This is a genomic window from Legionella birminghamensis (assembly GCF_900452515.1).
Taxonomy (GTDB): domain Bacteria; phylum Pseudomonadota; class Gammaproteobacteria; order Legionellales; family Legionellaceae; genus Legionella_C; species Legionella_C birminghamensis.
Genome location: NZ_UGNW01000001.1, coordinates 1,542,520 through 1,560,449, shown reverse-complemented (window position 1 = coordinate 1,560,449; position 17,930 = coordinate 1,542,520). Strand labels below are relative to the sequence as shown.

The window sequence follows — 17,930 nt, the reverse complement described above, 5'->3', positions numbered from 1 at the left end:
ATTATATCATAGGGGATGGGGCGCAGATTCAGCTCCCAAATCCCTGATTCTTCCCAGACGATTAATGATTACATCTATTCCCTGCGTTTCTGAGCTAAGCTCAAATCGTCCGCTAGCTACGGCTTGCATGGGAGTGGCTGCAAAGACAAGATACTGGCTGGATTGGAATCCATGCCATTTGATTGCAATGTTTCGGCAATTCCAATGCCATTGATGCTGTAACAGATTAGTTTCAAACTGATGCGAAGCATTATCAAAGAAGAGAACCATCCCTTTTGACCAATCGCCGCTGTCAGGCTCCGCACGTAATGCCAGTGGCTTCCCTGAAAGCAGGGCCTGGTTTCTGGCAAAATGAAGTGCTAGTATGAGTTGTTGTTTGCATGCCTTAAGGCGTATCTGTTGGTCATTGCTTTTTAGCAGAGGGGATACAATTGTCATTAATATTAAAATGATTGTTAAACAAATCATGCTTTCAACTAAGGTAAACCCTCTAAAGCGGATAACAGGGATACGACCTAACATAGTAATGTTTTCAATTGCAGCAGATCGCTGTACGCTTTCTTTTTATCCAGCGGTTTTCTTAGCAGATAGGCAGGGTGGTAGCTGACAATACAAGGTGTATTCTCATAATAATGCGTGTTCGAACGCATTTGCGCCATACTGGCATTATTCTTTAATAGGAATTGACCGGCGAAACGACCTACTGCCAATAAAGCCGCAGGTTTAACCAACGCGATTTGTCTGCTTAAATATTGGCTGCATTTGACAATTTCTTCGCCGCTGGGATCCCGGTTATCCGGGGGACGACATTTTAATACATTGGCAATATAAACATCTTCCTCTGCAAAACCAATGCTTTTTAACATTTGATCCAGTAAGCCCCCCGCCCTGCCAACAAAGGGTTTTCCCTGCTGATCCTCATGATAACCAGGCGCTTCACCAATAACCATTAGTTTCGCTTTGGGATTACCACGCGCAAAAACCGTCTGTGTTCGCGTTTTGCATAAACCGCATTTTTGACAGGAAGCAACCTCCTGGCAAAGACGGTCCAAATCATCAAAGTCCGGTTGCTGACCGGACCCCGCAGTTCGTTCCTGCCAAAGTTCAATGCCCATCTGTTGCAAATAGTAATGCTGTAATTCTTTATTCATGGATAAAACAAATGCGGTTATTCCTGTAAATTGTGCCAGATCAGCGACCGAATTGCGAGAATGAGTTGTAGGCTGGGGTGTAAAGCCCAGCCAAATTTACGTCAGCCTGTTCAAGCACTCATTGTGTAACCACAGCCCTGCTCATACCAGCTATCGACGGGAATGTCCTTTCTGACTGAATGAAGATACCATTTATCCATGCAAGCGTCTTTCTCTTTTGGCTCATCGTAAACAATATCCTGAAGGGGTTCTTCACCGATTTTTAATGATTCACAGAGCGCTGCCAATGCATCCCAAGCCTTTTGTTCACAAATTTTGAGTATGCGATTCACCTGATGCGGCAAAAGATTCCAGCAATCGAACAGCGCATGATGATTTAATTCTTTCTTATAGGACAGTACTTTTTCAAGTATTTTAAACTGTCTGCACAATTCCTCGATATTTTTTTGCGTCTGATTTTTTAGTAACTCCACAAATATATGAAACAGGATATGCGTTTTGCCTTTTATCTGGCTTAAACTCTGAAGACAGCGCAAAGGTGAATGAATGGTATTTGCATGACGTCCATCCTTATATAATTTCAAATCACTGCTCTTATTTATCCATTCATAAGGGATTTCTAAAAAAATCGGATAAATGGCTTGAAAAATGCGCATATTGGTTTTTACTGCTTTTTTTTCAATGACTTTGGGAAGCTGATTATCAAACAACCCCCCCTTATTTTTGTCCGACCTGGACGACTCTTCCTTTTTATTTTCGGAAGAATTGAAATACATGCGCCTCAATTGTTCGATTTTCTCTTCGCTGATGCCCCGTGACAATCCGAGTTTTGCTAAGGCTTCAAACCAATCGCGGTGTCCTCGGTAGCAACTATAATAAATCGCTTCATCTATACCTGAAAATTTGACATGTAAATACTCTGCATTGCGCGCGCCCTTCTCAGAAATCTGGTAATGACTATCGATATACCGTTTAGCTGCCTTATAGCCTTTCTCTAATAATTTTTCCTGATCTTCGGCACAAATATCAAATTGTGTGGCGCTGACATTCCCAATAGGAATTAATACCGTCTGTCCGCTGTAATGTAACAGCTTCAGACGATCTCTTTCCCATCCACTCACCGGATCACGAACCCCAGTCAATAAACCGTAAATCCAGTTCCAGAGAAAATTTTCGCGATATACTCTATGAACCAGCTTATTCAGGATACTGCGCTCCGGCCCATTATCAAATTGAAAGGCAACGAGCTTTAAGCAATTATCATAATCTGACTTCAGAAAAGTAGATTTATCATCGCTAAAGGCTTCAGTTGGCAGATTACTTAAAATACCGCCATCATTGTATGTGTTTCCATCCGGTAATAATGTAGGCTTGAATACAATTGGGAAACTGGAAGACATAGCACCTGCTTTGCTTACTTCTTTCTGCGGTGAATGACCATATGAAAAATAGACTGTTTTTCTTTTTTCCTTGTTGGTTGCTGTAACGATTAACTCATCCCCTAAACAGCATTTTGGGTATGCTTGTTTTAAGCGTTTTAACGATTCAAAGGTGATGACTCCAGGTTCATAAACCAGACTGCGTAATTCTTTTGCTGCTTCCTTGCCAGCAATCGTCTCATACTCGGATAGAATCTGATTCACTTTTTTGATGATCATAAAATCAAGGGCCGCTTTCAGGGCATCCGTGTCCGAGATGCCTGAACTATCAATGTTATAATGAACAATATTCTCCTCTTTAAAACTCTTGAAAAAGCCAAAAATTTCGACCCAGGAATAGCCCAGATAGCACAATATTGCCATGATTGCACCGGCAGAACTGCCTGCAAATTTGCTCGGTTGGATACCGCTCTCCTGGAAGGCCTTATAAGCTCCCACATGAGCGAAAATCTTGGCGCCACCGCCACAGAATACCATCGTATCAATTTCAGGACGCTTCTCCATGATTAATATCTCACCGGTATGCGCCTGCTGCAGAACCTCAGCATTTTCCTTTTTGAGGATAGAATGGAAATTGTTTTGAGCCTTGCTTTTCCATTCCTTTTTTTTCTTAAAAAATGAATTAGTCCATTCCCAAACTCGCTGATACCAGGCTGGTGGAGTAATAAAACGTTCAACTTTGCGGTGTTCATACATAGCCTTCATGCGCTTTTTAGGCTGTTTTACTTCAATTGAAAACGGATGGGGCTGATTTAATATTGAATCATAGTCCTGATTTTCAATGTCCAGCTCAAGCAAGCTTCCTACCATCTCATCAGTTAGCTGAACACGCTTGGTGTTTAGCAAAGGCTCTTCCTGGGCATCGCCTGCCTGATGATATTTGTTTGCTTGAGTCTCGATACAAAATTGATTCAAACCAACCAGAAGACCATGTTTTCCCTTGCAGATTTCAATCCCATTCAGCTGATAATCAAAAGTAAGTTCTACTGGTGCTAAAGGCCATTGATAGGATTTTTTTCGATAAAATACCCAGTTAACAATTCTTCCCCACCAACTTAGACCCACCTCAGCGGTATATCCACGATAATCAGTCGTTGCAGAACTGCTTAAAAAAGCGCGATGCGCGTTATTCGCCTGAGATTTCCAAAGCCAGTGATTAAATTTTTTACGTGCTGTTTCAGTTAGCCCATTAAAATCAATAACAAATTTTTCTTCATCAAACACATAATCGGCCAAAGAAAACTGCTTGTCCGGCGGTTGTCCATTGATTCGCAGCCATCCATAATAAACGGTAAGTACAAGTTTCCTTAGTAATTGGCTATTAGGATGAAAAACACTGTTCTGAGAAATTAACTCCTTTAATACCTGCTCTTTTGGCATAGAGTAATCCTTTACTTAAAATGGAGTTCGAAATCAATTCATGTTGCATCGAACAGATAAATCCGTAAACATTAACAGAGAGGCGTCAGGTTCTGCCAATCCTGACCAGTTGCTAAACTGCTTATCTAATTTTATAACTAGCATATTTTTTATAAGAAATGAATAGTATGACGGTGAATTTGATTAGGAATGTAGTCCCGAGAAGTGCAATACATCACGACTAAGTTTGTAATCTTTTGATGCACTGCACATATCAATGCTAAGTTAATGATTGTAAAATTGCCTTTACCACTCTAGCAGGTTCAGCGGCTTTAGTTACAGGACGTCCCACAACCAGGAAATCACTACCCAATTGGATTGCCTCAACTGGCGTTACCACCCTGCTTTGATCATCATGAGAATTTGACGCTAATCGGATACCTGGCGTCACTGTTAGAAAAGACTCACCGCAAATCTGCTTTATCTGCGGCACTTCAAAGGCAGAACACACTACCCCGTCCAAGCCTGCTGCACAAGCCATACTAGCCAAACGCTGAACATGGCGTTCGATTGACTCTGAAACACCCAGAGTTGAAAACGATTGCTCATTCATACTCGTAAGTACCGTCACTGCAATCAATAAAGGCTTGATTCGGCTACCTTCCAATGCGTCTCTTGCCGCCACCATCATTTGGCTGCCACCACTGGCATGTACATTAATCATCCACACACCCAATTGCGCGGCTGAACGGCAAGCTTGCGCAACAGTATTGGGAATATCATGAAATTTCAGATCAAGGAAGACCTTATAGCCCTTATCAACCAATAGACTGACGAAATCCGTACCCAGCAATGTGAACATTTCACTGCCTACTTTGAGGGCACATTGGGAAGGATCCAGCTGTTCAACCAGATCCAGGGCATCCTGTTTCTCAGCAAAATCCAGTGCAATAATTAATTTGGACATGCTTATACAGCCACTTCCGTACTCTGTTGCAGGGCAGCTTTTACAGCATCAGCCACTTCTTCCTGCTCTTTGGATGTCAGATAAGGATGCATAGGTAAGCTTACCACCCGTTCGCTGGTGCGTTCTGCAATCGGCATATCCCCTTTTTTGTAGTTTAAAAAGGCAAGTGCGGGTTGCTGATGCATGGCAATTGGATAATGCACGGCCGTTGGGATCCCCTGTTTTTGCATATTCGCTTGAAATTGATTGCGATCCTCAACTTCAATTGTGAATTGCGCATACACGCTGGTGTTTTCAGCAGACAATTGCGGTGTACGAACATAATCAGCAAGTAATGAGACATAACGCTGCGCTACCTGCTGTCTAAGGCGTATCTCATTGGGGAACAGTTTCATTTTTTCAATTAAAATGGCGGCTTGAATTGTATCCATCCTGCCATTAATGCCAATACGTCGATGGTTATAACGCGTGTTCTGTCCATGGTTGCGAATTTCAATCAATCGCTCAGCCAGGATATCATCATCGGTAAAGCAAGCCCCTGAGTCGCCATAGCCACCTAAAGGCTTAGAAGGAAAGAAGCTGGTGCAGCCGATTGTTGATAATGCACAGGAATATTGACCATGGTGAGTTGCGCCAAAACTTTGAGCAGCATCTTCAATCACCGCCAGTCCATGGCGCTTTGCAATGGCATTAATTGCAGTTAAATCGGCACATTGGCCGTACAGGCTAACTGGCATAATTGCTTTTGTACGCGGAGTAATTACCGCTTCAATTTTTTGTGGATCGATATTGTAAGTCAGGGGATCGATATCAACGAACACCGGTTTAGCCTGACACAATGTAATGACTTCAGCAGTAGCAAAAAAGCTGAATGGGCTGGTAATGACTTCGTCACCTGGCTCAATTTCAAGCGCCATTAAGGCCATCAGTAATGCATCCGTACCGCTTGCATTCACAATTGCATGCTTTACTCCGAGAAAATCAGCCAATTTTCTTTCTAATTGGGCAATCTCAGGCCCCATAATATACTGTCCATGATTTAACACCGCATGAATACCTCTTAAAATATCGGCTTCGATGAGCTGATATTGCTTTTTTAAATCAATAAATTGCATAATGCTCTCAGTAATTTTTATTCATATTAGGACCTGCTGCGGATACAGCTAATCACCTTCCAAACCATGAACAGGCTTCATTCTACCCCACTGTTTACAACTTGGGCAATGCCAGTGGAGATGCTTCCCCCCAAAACCACAATGACCACAACGATAGACGGGCTTATTATCAAGAAATTTGCTCGTGATATCATATAACATTTGTAATTTGTCGCGTACTTTACCATGGGCTGTTTCAAGATGCCAAAAAATTAATCGATTTATACCCCGGATTGATGGATAACTGCCCAGCTTTTCGGATACAAAATCAATGGCAGAATCCATCTCTTTAGTATTCCTTAAATATTCTGCAATAACGAAAATGGTTGAAGCACGGGGATGATTTTCAAGTGTATGTTGAAGGAATTCAACACATTCATCCATAGCACCCAATTCTTTATGGCATATCACCAAAGGCTCAATGATCTCAGTGATAAACTCGGGATCCTGTTGCGGCACCCGTTTTAAAGATCGAATTGCCTGCTTATAGCGTCCATACTTCATGTCCAAGGAAGCTTGCAATAGGCTGGCCCTAACTGACATCTTGTCAATCGCTAAGGCCTGCCTGGTCGCATTCTGCGCTTTTTCAATGGCGTTATCCTTCAGCGCCTGCGCAGCTATTTCGCAATAATAATGGGCGGCCTGCGCGTGAAAGCTTTGGCCAGTCGAAACTTCCAGTTTTTTGATGGTATCCAGTGCGCTTTCCCAGGCTTTTTCCTGCTGATAAATGGCAAGCAAGCCCTGTAAACTGCAAACCTCTTTGCTTCCGCCTAACTCCACCACTTCGAGAAAAATACGTTCGGCACGGTCAAACACACCCGCACTCATATAATCCTGGCCCAATGCCAGTAAGGCCTGTTTGCGATCAGCTAGACTTAACTGCGGTCTGGCAATCAGGTTCTGGTGAATTCTGATGGCCCTGTCAACTTCACCGCGACGGCGGAAAAGACTGCCCAAAGCAAGATGGGTTTCCACAGTTTCACTGTCTATTTCCAGCAGTTTAATAAAAATGTCTACTGCCTTATCCGGCTGTTCATTAAGAAGATAATTTAATCCAACGACATATTCCCGGGAGAGTTTGTTGTTTTGCTCGGATTTCTTACCTGAATAGTTACGGCTTGCAACCCACCAACCGGACCAGGCAGCAGCAGGCAATAACAAGGGCCATAAGTTAATCATTAACACGCTCCATTAATTCACAAAGTCCTGGATTTTAAAGACAAGTGCTGCATTCAAAATACGTTGTTTCAGAACGATGGCAATAGACTATCAAATTCAGCCCAATTAAAAAACCTTCTTAAAAGGCAAATTTAACGGTAGAACTTGCTACTTCCTTATTTATAATGTTCCCTTCTGGAGGATCGATAAGCCAGTTATAGAGCAAGCGGCCCAAGGCCCTAAATGGTGCTATGTTTCCTCATCCATAAGATTACCCTCCAATAGGCTTTGATATGATTTTTGGAGGGCATTAACTATACCGAAGCATACAATACTCAGCAGTACTTTAAATTGCCTAGTGTTGATCTTTAAGAGGAATATCCCGCAGGTTCTTGATTTCCTTCTCAGTGAGCCTGAGTTGACTGCGCATTTTTGATAGTTCAACTTTCAGACGCCAATATTTGCCCAATGCAAGGAAAAAACCAATAATAAGCCCTAAAGCAAGCATTATCGCCATTAATACAGCTATTGGCATGGTAAAAGTCTTCACATACAAATTGATCGGTACGGAACTCGCATTTAGAGCTGCAAATGTCACACCTACAATTATCAGAATTAAATAAACAAAAAACATAAGTAAACGCATTTTATTTACCTTCCTATGCAAACGATGCATCAATTTACGAAATATTATCATCCCTCGCAGGAGGACAATTCAATTCTTAGCATGGAACATATTAAACCCTGACCTAAGAATTGTAAAAATAAAAAAAAAGCGTAGATAAACTACGCTTTTTTACTGACACAAAGAATTAATCTTTGGTTGCCATTTTTTCTTTGAGTAAGTCACCGAGAGTTGTTGAAGCAACTTCTCCACTTCTGGAGTATTTCTTGATAGCTTCAGCTTGCTCTTGAGCATCTTTTGCTTTGACAGAAAGGGCAATGCTGCGATTTTTCTTATCAATATTGACAATTTTCGCTTCTATTTCATCGCCTTCCTTGCAGATATGGCTAGCATCATCTACACGGTCTTCAGATAATTCATTAGCGCGGATTGTGCCATAAATTTCTGGAGCCAATTCTACAGTTACATTTTTGGCATCGACAGCAGTAACACGTCCTTTAACAACACTGCCTTTGGTGAACTCATCAACAAAGGTTGAGAAGTTATCACTTTCAAGTTGTTTCAGACCCAGAGAAATACGCTCTCTTTCTGCATCAATGGCCAGGATAACTGCTTCCAGCTCTTGACCTTTCTTGAATTGCTTGACCGCTTCTTCACCAGGAATAGTCCAGGATATATCAGAAAGGTGAACCAATCCATCAATGTCGCCGTCCAGTCCAATGAAGATTCCAAAGTCAGTGATAGAACGGATTTTACCGCTAACTTTCTGGCCTTTGCTGTGGGATTGGGAGAACTGATGCCAGGGATTACCCACGCATTGTTTCATACCCAGAGAAATGCGGCGTCTTTCTTCATCAATTTCAAGAACCATAACATCCACTACGTCGCCCATGGAAACGACTTTGCTTGGGTGAACGTTTTTGTTAGTCCAATCCATTTCAGACATGTGAACAAGACCTTCAACGCCTTCTTCAATTTCAACAAAACAGCCATAATCGGTAATGTTAGTGACTTTACCTTGTAATTTTTTGCCGACAGGATAACGATCAACCAAATCAACCCAGGGATCATTGCCTAATTGTTTCATGCCTAAAGAGACACGATTACGTTCGCTGTCAAAGCTTAATACTTTAACCTTAACATCCTGGCCTACAGTTAATACTTCAGCTGGATGTTTGACACGTTTCCAGGAAATATCGGTAATATGCAGAAGCCCATCAATACCGCCGAGATCAATGAATGCACCGTAGTCAGTAAGATTTTTAACGATACCGTTAAGGATTTGGCCATCATGTAAGGACTCAAGTAATGCTTGTCGATCAGCACTGCTTTCTTCTTCGACAACAGCACGACGAGAAACAACAATATTATTGCGCTTCAGGTCCATTTTAATGACTTTAAATTCTAATTCTTTGCCTTCAAGGTAAGAAGGATCGCGGACAGGTCTGACGTCAACCAAAGAACCTGGTAAAAATGCGCGAATTGTTCCAATTTCAACTGTGAAGCCGCCTTTTACTTTGCCTGAAATCAAACCGGTAACAGTTTCATTGTTTTCATGACATTTTGACAGCTTGCGCCAGGCTTCCTGACGTTTGGCCTTTTCTCTTGATAACAGGGTTTCGCCGTAGCCGTCTTCCACTGAATCGAGGGCAACTTCAACAGTATCACCGATGTTGATTTCCAATTGACCATTTTTATCATGGAACTCTTCAACAGCAACAATACCTTCGGACTTCAAACCAGCATTCAATGTGACAAAATCATCATCTATATCAATGACTTTGGCAGTTATAATTGCGCCAGGGTAAAATTGGGCACCAGCGATGCTTTGTTCGAATAATTCTTTGAAACTTTCAGACATGTTAATAAACTCTTTAGTAAAAAAATGGAAGCGTAATTTCCAGATTACTCTTCCCCCCATACAAACACGTTTGCAAACAATCTACAAACATTGGACTAAGCATAAGCAGCTTTTCGCGAATATGCAAATTATTCCTGCTCTGCTTATTATCGAAAGAACGAATGCCCGTCTATCAATTTTAAAACATTATTAAAGACTTGTACAATCGTTAATCCAGTTGTATCGATTAACACTGCATCCGCTGCAGGTTTTAATGGTGCATGAACCCGTTTTGCATCGCGATCATCACGTTGAGCCAACTCTTCGATAACTTGGGCGAGGCTAACATCAATTCCAGCATCTTTCAACTGATTGTAGCGTCGTTTCGCTCTTTCTTCTGCTGAAGCAAACAAAAATATTTTAAGAATGGCCTCTGGAAAGATAACGGTGCCCATATCACGTCCATCAGTGACCAGGCCGGGGGCTGTTGCGAAAGCACGTTGCCTTTCAAGTAAAGCCGCCCGTATTTCTGGAATAACTGCAATCACTGAGGCATCCTGCCCACACTGTTCACTGCGAATGGCCTCAAAAACATTTTTCCCGTCAAGCACAACCTGTTGCTCTTCAGCATCCATTTCAAATTTTACATTCAGTTGATTGGCAAGATTAACCATCGCGTCTGTGTCAGAAAAAGCGATTCCCTTTAATCGCACTGCATAGGCAAGCACACGGTAGATGGCGCCGCTATCCAATACATGCCAGTTCAAATGTTTAGCGACCATATGACATATGGTTCCCTTGCCTGTTCCGCTAGGTCCATCAATGGTTATTACAGGCGCTTTTTTCTCACTCGTCATTATGTACCTCTTGGATATTTAACTGTAGGGCCTGCGCCGTTTTGACGAAATCAGGGAAGGAAGTCGCCACATTTTTGCAATCTCTGATAACAATGCTGTCTTTTGCAACTGCCCCTGCAATCGCAAATGCCATTGCTATGCGATGATCGCCATGACTATTTACCTCTCCTCCTTCAAGACGTCCACCTTTAATAAATATGCCGTCTTCGAATGCATGCGCGCAAATCCCCAGCCGGTTTAATCCTTCTACCATAGCCCCTATCCGGTCACTTTCCTTGCTGCGCAGCTCTTTAGCACCATGCAGGCGCGTCTGCCCTGCAGCACAGGCCGCTGCGATAAATATGACAGGGAACTCGTCTATCGCCATGGGGACTAATTCCATTGGGATATCAATACCCTCAAGCGGTGCATGTCGAATATACAAGTCGGCTACCAGTTCCTCACCAAACAGGCGCTTATTACTTTGTTCAATATGAGCGCCCATTTGATTGAGGATCTGAATGATCCCGGTGCGGGTTGGATTAATTCCTACATTGCGAACAAGGATCTCAGCACCGGGAATCAGGGTGGCAGCTACAATGAAAAATGCGGCAGACGAGATGTCACCCGGAACCATAATATCGGTAGCGATACATTCACTCTCTGAGTTTATCGTTATGTGATGGCCGCATTTCTGTATGGGATAAGAAAAAGTAGTCAGCATTCGCTCGGTGTGATCACGGGTAAATCCAGGTTCTGTAACAGTAGTCTCCCCTTTTGCATACATGCCAGCCAGGAGCAGGCAGGACTTAACCTGTGCGCTTGCTTCAGGCATCACATAATGAATTCCTTTTAGCTCATGATTACCGTTAATCATTAAGGGCGGCCTGCCGTGTTCAGTAACGATATCAGCACCCATTTGAGTCAAGGGCCGGCTTACTCTTTCCATTGGGCGTCGGAGAAGGCTCTCATCACCTGTCAATATGCTGTTGAACGGCTGTGCTGCCAGCAATCCGGCCAGGAGGCGTATACTGGTTCCAGAATTGCCGCAATCGATTAGCTGCTTAGGATCAGAAAGACCATATTTTCCTTTTCCGTGGATAATCACCTTATTTTCGAATGGCCCCTCAATTTCAATGCCCATCAGGCGAAATGCCTTTAAGGTTGCGAGGCAATCCTCACCTTGAAGAAAATTTTGAATAGTTGTAGTCCCTTTGGCAATGGAGCCAAGGATAATTGCGCGATGTGAAATAGATTTGTCACCGGGAACCGATATATCGCCATTAATGGCAGCAACCGGGGTACTAATAAAACTACTGCTAACGTTCATTTTTATGTTCCTTGGCAAATCTGGCCATAAAATCAATCAATTTCTCTACAGCGGCAACGGGCATGGAATTATACATACTTGCTCTTAAACCACCTACTGTGCGATGGCCTGCCAAGGCAAGCAAATCGTCATTTTTGGCGGCTGCAAGGAATTCGTTTTCCAGATGGGAAGCAGCAAGATTAAAACAAACATTCAATAAAGAGCGGTTTTCTTTTTTAATTTTACAATAATAAAAGTCGGAGGAGTCAATGAAGTCATATAATAATTGGGATTTCATGCAGTTTAATTGATGTAAAGCACCAACACCTCCCTGCCCTTTGATCCATTGAAACATTTTGAGCGCCAGATAACAGTTAAAGGTTGGCGGTGTAGCATACATAGAGCGGGTGGAGGTGAATGTTCGATAATCCAGCATAGTTGGGATTGTTAGACTATTGATTTGCTGAATCAAATCATCTCTCACGATGACCAGCGTTAAACCTGCATTGGCTATGTTCTTCTGTGCGCCAGCGAAGATCATTCCATAATCATTGATATTAATGGGTTCGCTTAGCAGACAGGAGGTCATGTCTGCTATTAAGTGAATATCATTGAATTTTGGAAGTTCGGCAAAGCGCAAGCCATTCACTGTTTCATTCGGTGTGTAATACAGATAGCTTGTGTCAGGTAAAATTTCCCAACCTGAGCGCCCAGGAATGGCAGTATAGTCTTTATCCGCTTGGCACACGCTATAAGCATTACTTAAACGACAGGCCTCTTCATAAGCCATTTCCGACCAGATCCCTGTTTGTAAATAGCCGGCCTTTCTGTCTCCTGACAGGAAATTAAGTGGAATCATGCCAAATTGGGTACGAGCCGCACCAGCGATAAATAACACATGGTAGTGATCTGGAATCGCAAGCAATTCTCTTAGAAGGGTTTCTGCCTCTTCCATGATTTGAGTAAACTCTTTGGTTCGATGCCCAATCTCCATCACCGACATGCCGGTATTGTTCCAGTCTAATAACTCAGCCTGGACCTCCGTCAGTATCGCTTCAGGGAGCATTGCGGGGCCTGCCCCAAAGTTGTACCCCCTACTCATCGGAATCATCCATTTCAAAATCCTCGGCATCGCTATCGCCTTCGGCCACACCCAGATCTTCTATGCGCTGCATACCAACGACATGCTCGCCGGAAGTGACATTAATCAGGCGGACTCCTTGCGTGTTCCTGCCTATGATCGATAGCTCATCAACCCTGAAACGCACCAGCGTTCCCTTGTCAGTGATCAGCATCGCCTCATCACCGTCACTCACTTGTAAAGCCCTGACCACCTTGCCATTACGCTCATTGACCTGGATGGAAATAACCCCCTGGCCGCCGCGTCCTGATATGCGGTATTCTTCGACGTCAGTCCGCTTTCCATAGCCATTTTCTGTAGCCGTCAGAATCGTTCCTTCCGGTTTTGCGACAACCAGTGAAATGACTGATTGGCCTTCCCCTAATCTTATTCCGCGCACGCCACGGGCTGTACGGCCCATTGGCCTGATCAACTTTTCATCAAATCGGATCACTTTTCCAGCATCAGTAAAGAGCATGATGTCTTTGCTGCCATCAGTGATATCTACACCGACCAGCCGATCATTTTCGTCGAGGTCCACTGCAATAATTCCGCTAGCCCGAGGCCTGCTAAATGCATCAAGGGACACTTTCTTAACCGTTCCGAAGCGGGTAGCCATGAATACGAAATAGCCTTCATTAAACTCTCTTACAGGCAACATGGCATTGATGGATTCATCCTCAGCCAGCGGTAAAATATTTACAATGGGTTTTCCGCGGGATATACGGCTGGCGAGCGGCAACTGATAAGCCTTCAACCAATACAATTTACCGTGATTTGAGAAACAAAGCAGCGTGTCATGTGTACTTGCAATGACCAGACGTTCAATAAAATCTTCATCCTTGACATTCGTCGCCGACTTACCTTTTCCACCACGTCTTTGCGCCTGATAGGCAGAAATCGGTTGATACTTCACATAGCCCTGATGAGATAAAGTAACAACAACATCTTCTTCCGTAATCAAATCTTCAATAGTTAAATCTTCCTGGGATGCAGTAATCTCAGTACGGCGGGCATCACCAAATTGGGATTTGATTTCAATTAGCTCATCCTTAATAACCTGCATTAAGCGTTCAGGAGAGGCAAGAATGTCCATTAAATCCTTGATTTGTTTGAGCAGCTCCTCAAACTCGTTAATAATTTTTTCCTGCTCCAGGGCGGTTAAACGATGCAATCTCAGTTCTAGAATTGCCTGTGCCTGGGCGGGTGACAATCGGTATCCACTGGCATCAAGGCCAAATCCTGGCGGCAGATCATCAGGGCGACAGGCATCACTGCCTGCTTTTTCAAGCATGGCCTTGACTAATCCTGGCTGCCACTCCCGGGCCAGCAACGCGTCTTTGGCATCCTGCGGCGTAGGTGATTTTTTGATGAGCTCAATCATTTCATCAATATTAGCCAGGGCAATACCCAAACCTTCTAATAAATGGGCACGGTTTCTGGCTTTCTTCAATTCGAAGATGGTACGTCTTGTAACTACTTCCCGACGGTGTTTGATAAAATATTCAAGGATCTGCTTTAAATTCAGTGTGCGCGGCTGACCATCAACCAGTGCCACCATATTGATACCAAATACATTTTGCATTTGGGTATGGGCATACAAATTATTCAAAACTACTTCAGCCACTTCACCACGCTTCAGTTCGATAACAACACGCATACCTTGCTTGTCAGACTCGTCGCGAAGCCCGGAAATTCCCTCAATTTTTTTGTCGCGCACGAGCTCGGCAATTTTTTCAACCAGACGCGCTTTATTCACCTGATAAGGCAACTCATTGATAATGATAGCCTGGCGGCCAGAATGACTGTCCGTCTCAATTTCAGTTCTTGCCCGAATTGAAATTCGGCCACGGCCGGTTCGATAAGCCTCCAGAATACCGGCTTTACCATTGATAATTGCAGCGGTTGGAAAGTCAGGGCCGGGTATGTAACCCATTATGTCTTCAAGCGTTAAATCGGGCTCTGCAACCAGTGCAATACAGGCATTCACGACTTCAGTCAGATTATGGGGCGGAATATTCGTTGCCATACCGACTGCGATACCTGATGAACCATTAATCAGTAAGTTGGGAATACGTGAGGGCAGAACAACAGGGGCAAACTCGGTCTCGTCATAGTTAGGACTGAAATCAACCGTTTCCTTTTCCAGATCTGCTAACAGTGCATGAGCCACTTTTGACATACGCACTTCGGTGTATCGCATGGCAGCTGCCATATCGCCATCGACTGATCCAAAGTTACCTTGTCCGTCAATCAGCATATAACGCATGGAGAACGGTTGCGCCATACGTACTATCGTATCATAAACAGCGGTATCCCCATGCGGATGGTATTTACCAATCACATCCCCCACAACACGAGCGGATTTTTTATAAGGTTTATTCCAGTCATTTCCCAATTCACTCATGGCAAACAGGACACGTCGGTGAACGGGTTTTAAACCATCGCGTACATCTGGCAAGGCACGGCCGACAATAACGCTCATGGCATAGTCGAGATAAGACTGTTTGAGCTCGTCTTCTATGTTGACCGGGATGATTTCTTTTGCTGAATTGATCATAGCTAACTGGCGTCCTTCTGCATCACTCAAAATAAACCACGAATTATACCACAGAGAGCCACCCAAATGAATAAAAATGCCTTTGCTGCCACAGATATGCGCTATCGATTTTTTTTTAGGTTATGCTTTTAGTAGTAGGGGCAATTCAATTTTGATTAAAACCCTGTGAAGAATAATCAAACTGTTTCATACTAAATCATAACACAAGGCGAAATGATAAATTGACTCAACCCTGGCATTTTTATATAGTTCTGCGCTTAATGCAGCGCTGGCTGTCAACAATTTATGAGGAGACGCGATGACAGAAAAAACCGCACAACTTTGTATTGACGGCCTGGAGCCTATTGAATTACCGATATTAAAGCCAACTATTGGCAATGATGTCATTGATATCAATAAATTAGGTGAAGCAGGATATTTTACTTACGATCCAGGTTTTGTCTCCACTGCTTCCTGCGAATCGAAAATTACTTATATTGATGGAGACAAAGGGATTTTGCTGTATCGTGGATACCCCATCGAGCAACTCGCAGAGAAGAAAGACTTTCTCGACACCTGCTATTTGTTAATGAATGGTCAATTGCCCAATCCAGGTGAAAAAACCAACTTTGTTAATTTGATTAATAATCACACGATGGTCCATCAGCAAATGTATAACTTTCTGAATGGATTTCGTCGTGATGCACACCCAATGGCGATTATGGTCGGCATCGTAGGTGCTTTGTCAGCCTTTTACCATGATTCAATGGATTTGAATAACCAGCAGGATCGGTATATTTCTGCTATTCGCCTGATTGCAAAAATGCCTACTATGGCAGCGATGAGCTATAAGTATTCCATTGGCCAGCCTTACATGTATCCTCAAAACAAAATGTCTTATTCAGAAAACTTTCTGCATATGATGTTTGGGGTGCCCTCTGAAGATATTACGCCTGATCCGGTTATCGTTGATGCAATGGATAAAATCTTTATTCTTCATGCGGATCATGAGCAAAATGCCTCAACCTCAACCGTACGTTTAGCCGGATCAACCGGAGCCAATCCATTCGCCTGTATTTCTGCCGGGATTGGTGCACTGTGGGGACCTGCCCATGGCGGCGCTAATGAAGCCTGTCTGAATATGCTCAAAGAAATTGGTGATGTAAAAAATATCAATCATTTCATCAAGCGCGCTAAAGACAAGGATGATCCCTTCCGCTTGATGGGCTTTGGCCATCGGGTTTACAAAAGCTATGATCCGCGCGCCAAAGTAATGAGAAAAACATGCTATGACGTGCTGAGCGCTGTGGGAGCCCATGATTTGCCCCTATTCAAATTAGCGATGGAGCTTGAGCGTATTGCACTCGAAGATGACTACTTCATTGAGAAAAAGCTTTATCCAAACGTTGATTTCTATTCAGGGATTACACTAAGTGCAATTGGTATCCCAACCAATATGTACACCGTTATCTTTGCCCTGGCAAGAACAGTTGGCTGGATGTCTCACTGGATGGAAATGGTTGCCAGCAAATCACGTATCGGCAGACCTCGGCAGTTGTATACTGGGGAAAAACAAAGGGATGTGCCTTAGGATCAAGCGAGTGCTCACGGAAGTTGCAACGTGTTGGACATAGTTAACAGCGAATCCCCGCGGCAACGACCGCGGGGCCCACATGATGCCTATTCAGGTATCAGTCTTTTGCCTTTTAACTCTCTATTTTTGGCAACATTGCACACTTTAAGAGCATGTTCGGCCACCAGGGATGGGCCCCGCGGTCGTTGCCGCGGGGATTCGAAGTGGGAAGAATTTGTATAGATAGCGATGGGTCGACACCGCAGGGATTCGGTATATATTCGGTATATATAAATATATAAAGGCAATAACCTACATACCCGGTCTTAGCATTTCAACCTCTGATTCAATTGCAGTTTTTTGAAAGCTAATATTGTAGGTAGAAGAACCAAAAGTATCAAAAACAAAGTCTACCTTGTTTTGCAACTCCTTTAAAAAATCAAGAGCCTTCTGATCTTCATGCAATTTTACTGGATCATACTGTGGTGTATCATCAAAAAATTGGATGCGTGCCGAATGACAAGGCAGCTTCATTTTGACCACTTCAATCCTCTGCTCTTTAAAGGCATGACCTTCACAGGCATGACGGCGTACTTCTTTATCGAAAGCAGTAATACCAATTAGCCGGGCCCTTTTTTCAGCTTCTTTAATTTTTCCCTCTTTCTTAAGCTGCTCTGCTTTTTTATTCAGCATCATCCGTAATTCAAGCAAAAACTGACCATTTCCGAATCCCTTGTCAATCACAATGTGGTCATTAGTAATCATCTGGGCAATCGGCAGTGCTATTGGGCCATGGCTTCTTGTCAAAAAAAGCATTTTCATTTTTCGATTTCATTTCGTTTCCTCTTCCAACCTCGCTA

The 17,930-nt window shown here is 43.3% G+C and carries 14 protein-coding genes; 1 reads left to right on the top strand and 13 read right to left on the bottom strand.

The window, feature by feature from the left end; genetic code table 11:
- Nucleotides 1-6 precede the first annotated feature (6 nt).
- From DYH42_RS06545 to gyrA, 12 genes are all read right to left on the bottom strand, one after another.
- Nucleotides 7-522 (bottom strand): GspH/FimT family pseudopilin, encoded by a 516-nt coding sequence (locus DYH42_RS06545; RefSeq protein ID WP_058524039.1) that lies wholly within the window; start codon nt 520-522, stop codon nt 7-9.
- Nucleotides 516-1,151 carry a uracil-DNA glycosylase gene (locus DYH42_RS06540; protein ID WP_058524038.1) on the bottom strand — a complete coding sequence of 212 codons (636 nt, stop codon included), beginning with the start codon at nt 1,149-1,151 and terminating at the stop codon, nt 516-518. The genes DYH42_RS06545 and DYH42_RS06540 overlap by 7 nt, the downstream gene beginning before the upstream one ends.
- A gap of 110 nt (nt 1,152-1,261) precedes the next feature.
- Nucleotides 1,262-3,970, bottom strand: a complete 2,709-nt coding sequence (gene vpdC / locus DYH42_RS06535) for a Dot/Icm T4SS effector VpdC (RefSeq protein WP_058524037.1) — start codon at nt 3,968-3,970, stop codon at nt 1,262-1,264.
- Nucleotides 3,971-4,229: 259 nt separating this feature from the next.
- Nucleotides 4,230-4,916, bottom strand: a complete 687-nt coding sequence (gene pyrF, locus DYH42_RS06530) for an orotidine-5'-phosphate decarboxylase (RefSeq protein ID WP_058524036.1) — start codon at nt 4,914-4,916, stop codon at nt 4,230-4,232.
- A 2-nt stretch (nt 4,917-4,918) separates the two neighbouring features.
- Nucleotides 4,919-6,031 carry a DegT/DnrJ/EryC1/StrS family aminotransferase gene (locus tag DYH42_RS06525; protein ID WP_058524035.1) on the bottom strand — a complete coding sequence of 371 codons (1,113 nt, stop codon included), beginning with the start codon at nt 6,029-6,031 and terminating at the stop codon, nt 4,919-4,921.
- Between the two features lie 48 nt (nt 6,032-6,079).
- Nucleotides 6,080-7,249 (bottom strand): lipopolysaccharide assembly protein LapB, encoded by a 1,170-nt coding sequence (gene lapB, locus DYH42_RS06520; RefSeq protein WP_058524034.1) that lies wholly within the window; start codon nt 7,247-7,249, stop codon nt 6,080-6,082.
- Nucleotides 7,250-7,583: 334 nt separating this feature from the next.
- On the bottom strand, nt 7,584-7,874 hold the full coding sequence (locus tag DYH42_RS06515) for a LapA family protein (protein ID WP_058524033.1): 291 nt from the start codon (nt 7,872-7,874) through the stop codon (nt 7,584-7,586).
- 166 nt (nt 7,875-8,040) lie between these two features.
- Nucleotides 8,041-9,714 carry a 30S ribosomal protein S1 gene (gene rpsA / locus DYH42_RS06510; protein WP_058524032.1) on the bottom strand — a complete coding sequence of 558 codons (1,674 nt, stop codon included), beginning with the start codon at nt 9,712-9,714 and terminating at the stop codon, nt 8,041-8,043.
- 146 nt (nt 9,715-9,860) lie between these two features.
- Nucleotides 9,861-10,550: a (d)CMP kinase gene (cmk, locus tag DYH42_RS06505; RefSeq protein WP_058524031.1), complete on the bottom strand. Its 690-nt coding sequence runs from the start codon at nt 10,548-10,550 to the stop codon at nt 9,861-9,863.
- Complete coding sequence (gene aroA / locus DYH42_RS06500; RefSeq protein WP_058524030.1) at nt 10,540-11,859, bottom strand: 3-phosphoshikimate 1-carboxyvinyltransferase; 1,320 nt, start codon at nt 11,857-11,859, stop codon at nt 10,540-10,542. Before aroA ends, cmk begins: the two co-directional genes overlap by 11 nt.
- On the bottom strand, nt 11,849-12,940 hold the full coding sequence (serC, locus tag DYH42_RS06495; RefSeq protein WP_058524029.1) for a 3-phosphoserine/phosphohydroxythreonine transaminase: 1,092 nt from the start codon (nt 12,938-12,940) through the stop codon (nt 11,849-11,851). The genes aroA and serC overlap by 11 nt, the downstream gene beginning before the upstream one ends.
- A complete protein-coding gene (gene gyrA / locus DYH42_RS06490) occupies nt 12,933-15,518 on the bottom strand; it encodes a DNA gyrase subunit A (protein WP_058524028.1) in 2,586 nt (861 codons plus the stop codon). The genes serC and gyrA overlap by 8 nt, the downstream gene beginning before the upstream one ends.
- A gap of 298 nt (nt 15,519-15,816) precedes the next feature.
- Here gyrA and gltA point away from each other — a divergent pair, with 298 nt between their 5' ends.
- Nucleotides 15,817-17,088 (top strand): citrate synthase, encoded by a 1,272-nt coding sequence (gltA, locus tag DYH42_RS06485; RefSeq protein WP_058524027.1) that lies wholly within the window; start codon nt 15,817-15,819, stop codon nt 17,086-17,088.
- Between the two features lie 294 nt (nt 17,089-17,382).
- Here gltA and DYH42_RS06480 read toward each other — a convergent pair whose 3' ends face one another.
- Nucleotides 17,383-17,892, bottom strand: a complete 510-nt coding sequence (locus DYH42_RS06480) for a hypothetical protein (RefSeq protein WP_058524026.1) — start codon at nt 17,890-17,892, stop codon at nt 17,383-17,385.
- Between the last annotated feature and the right edge of the window lie 38 nt (nt 17,893-17,930).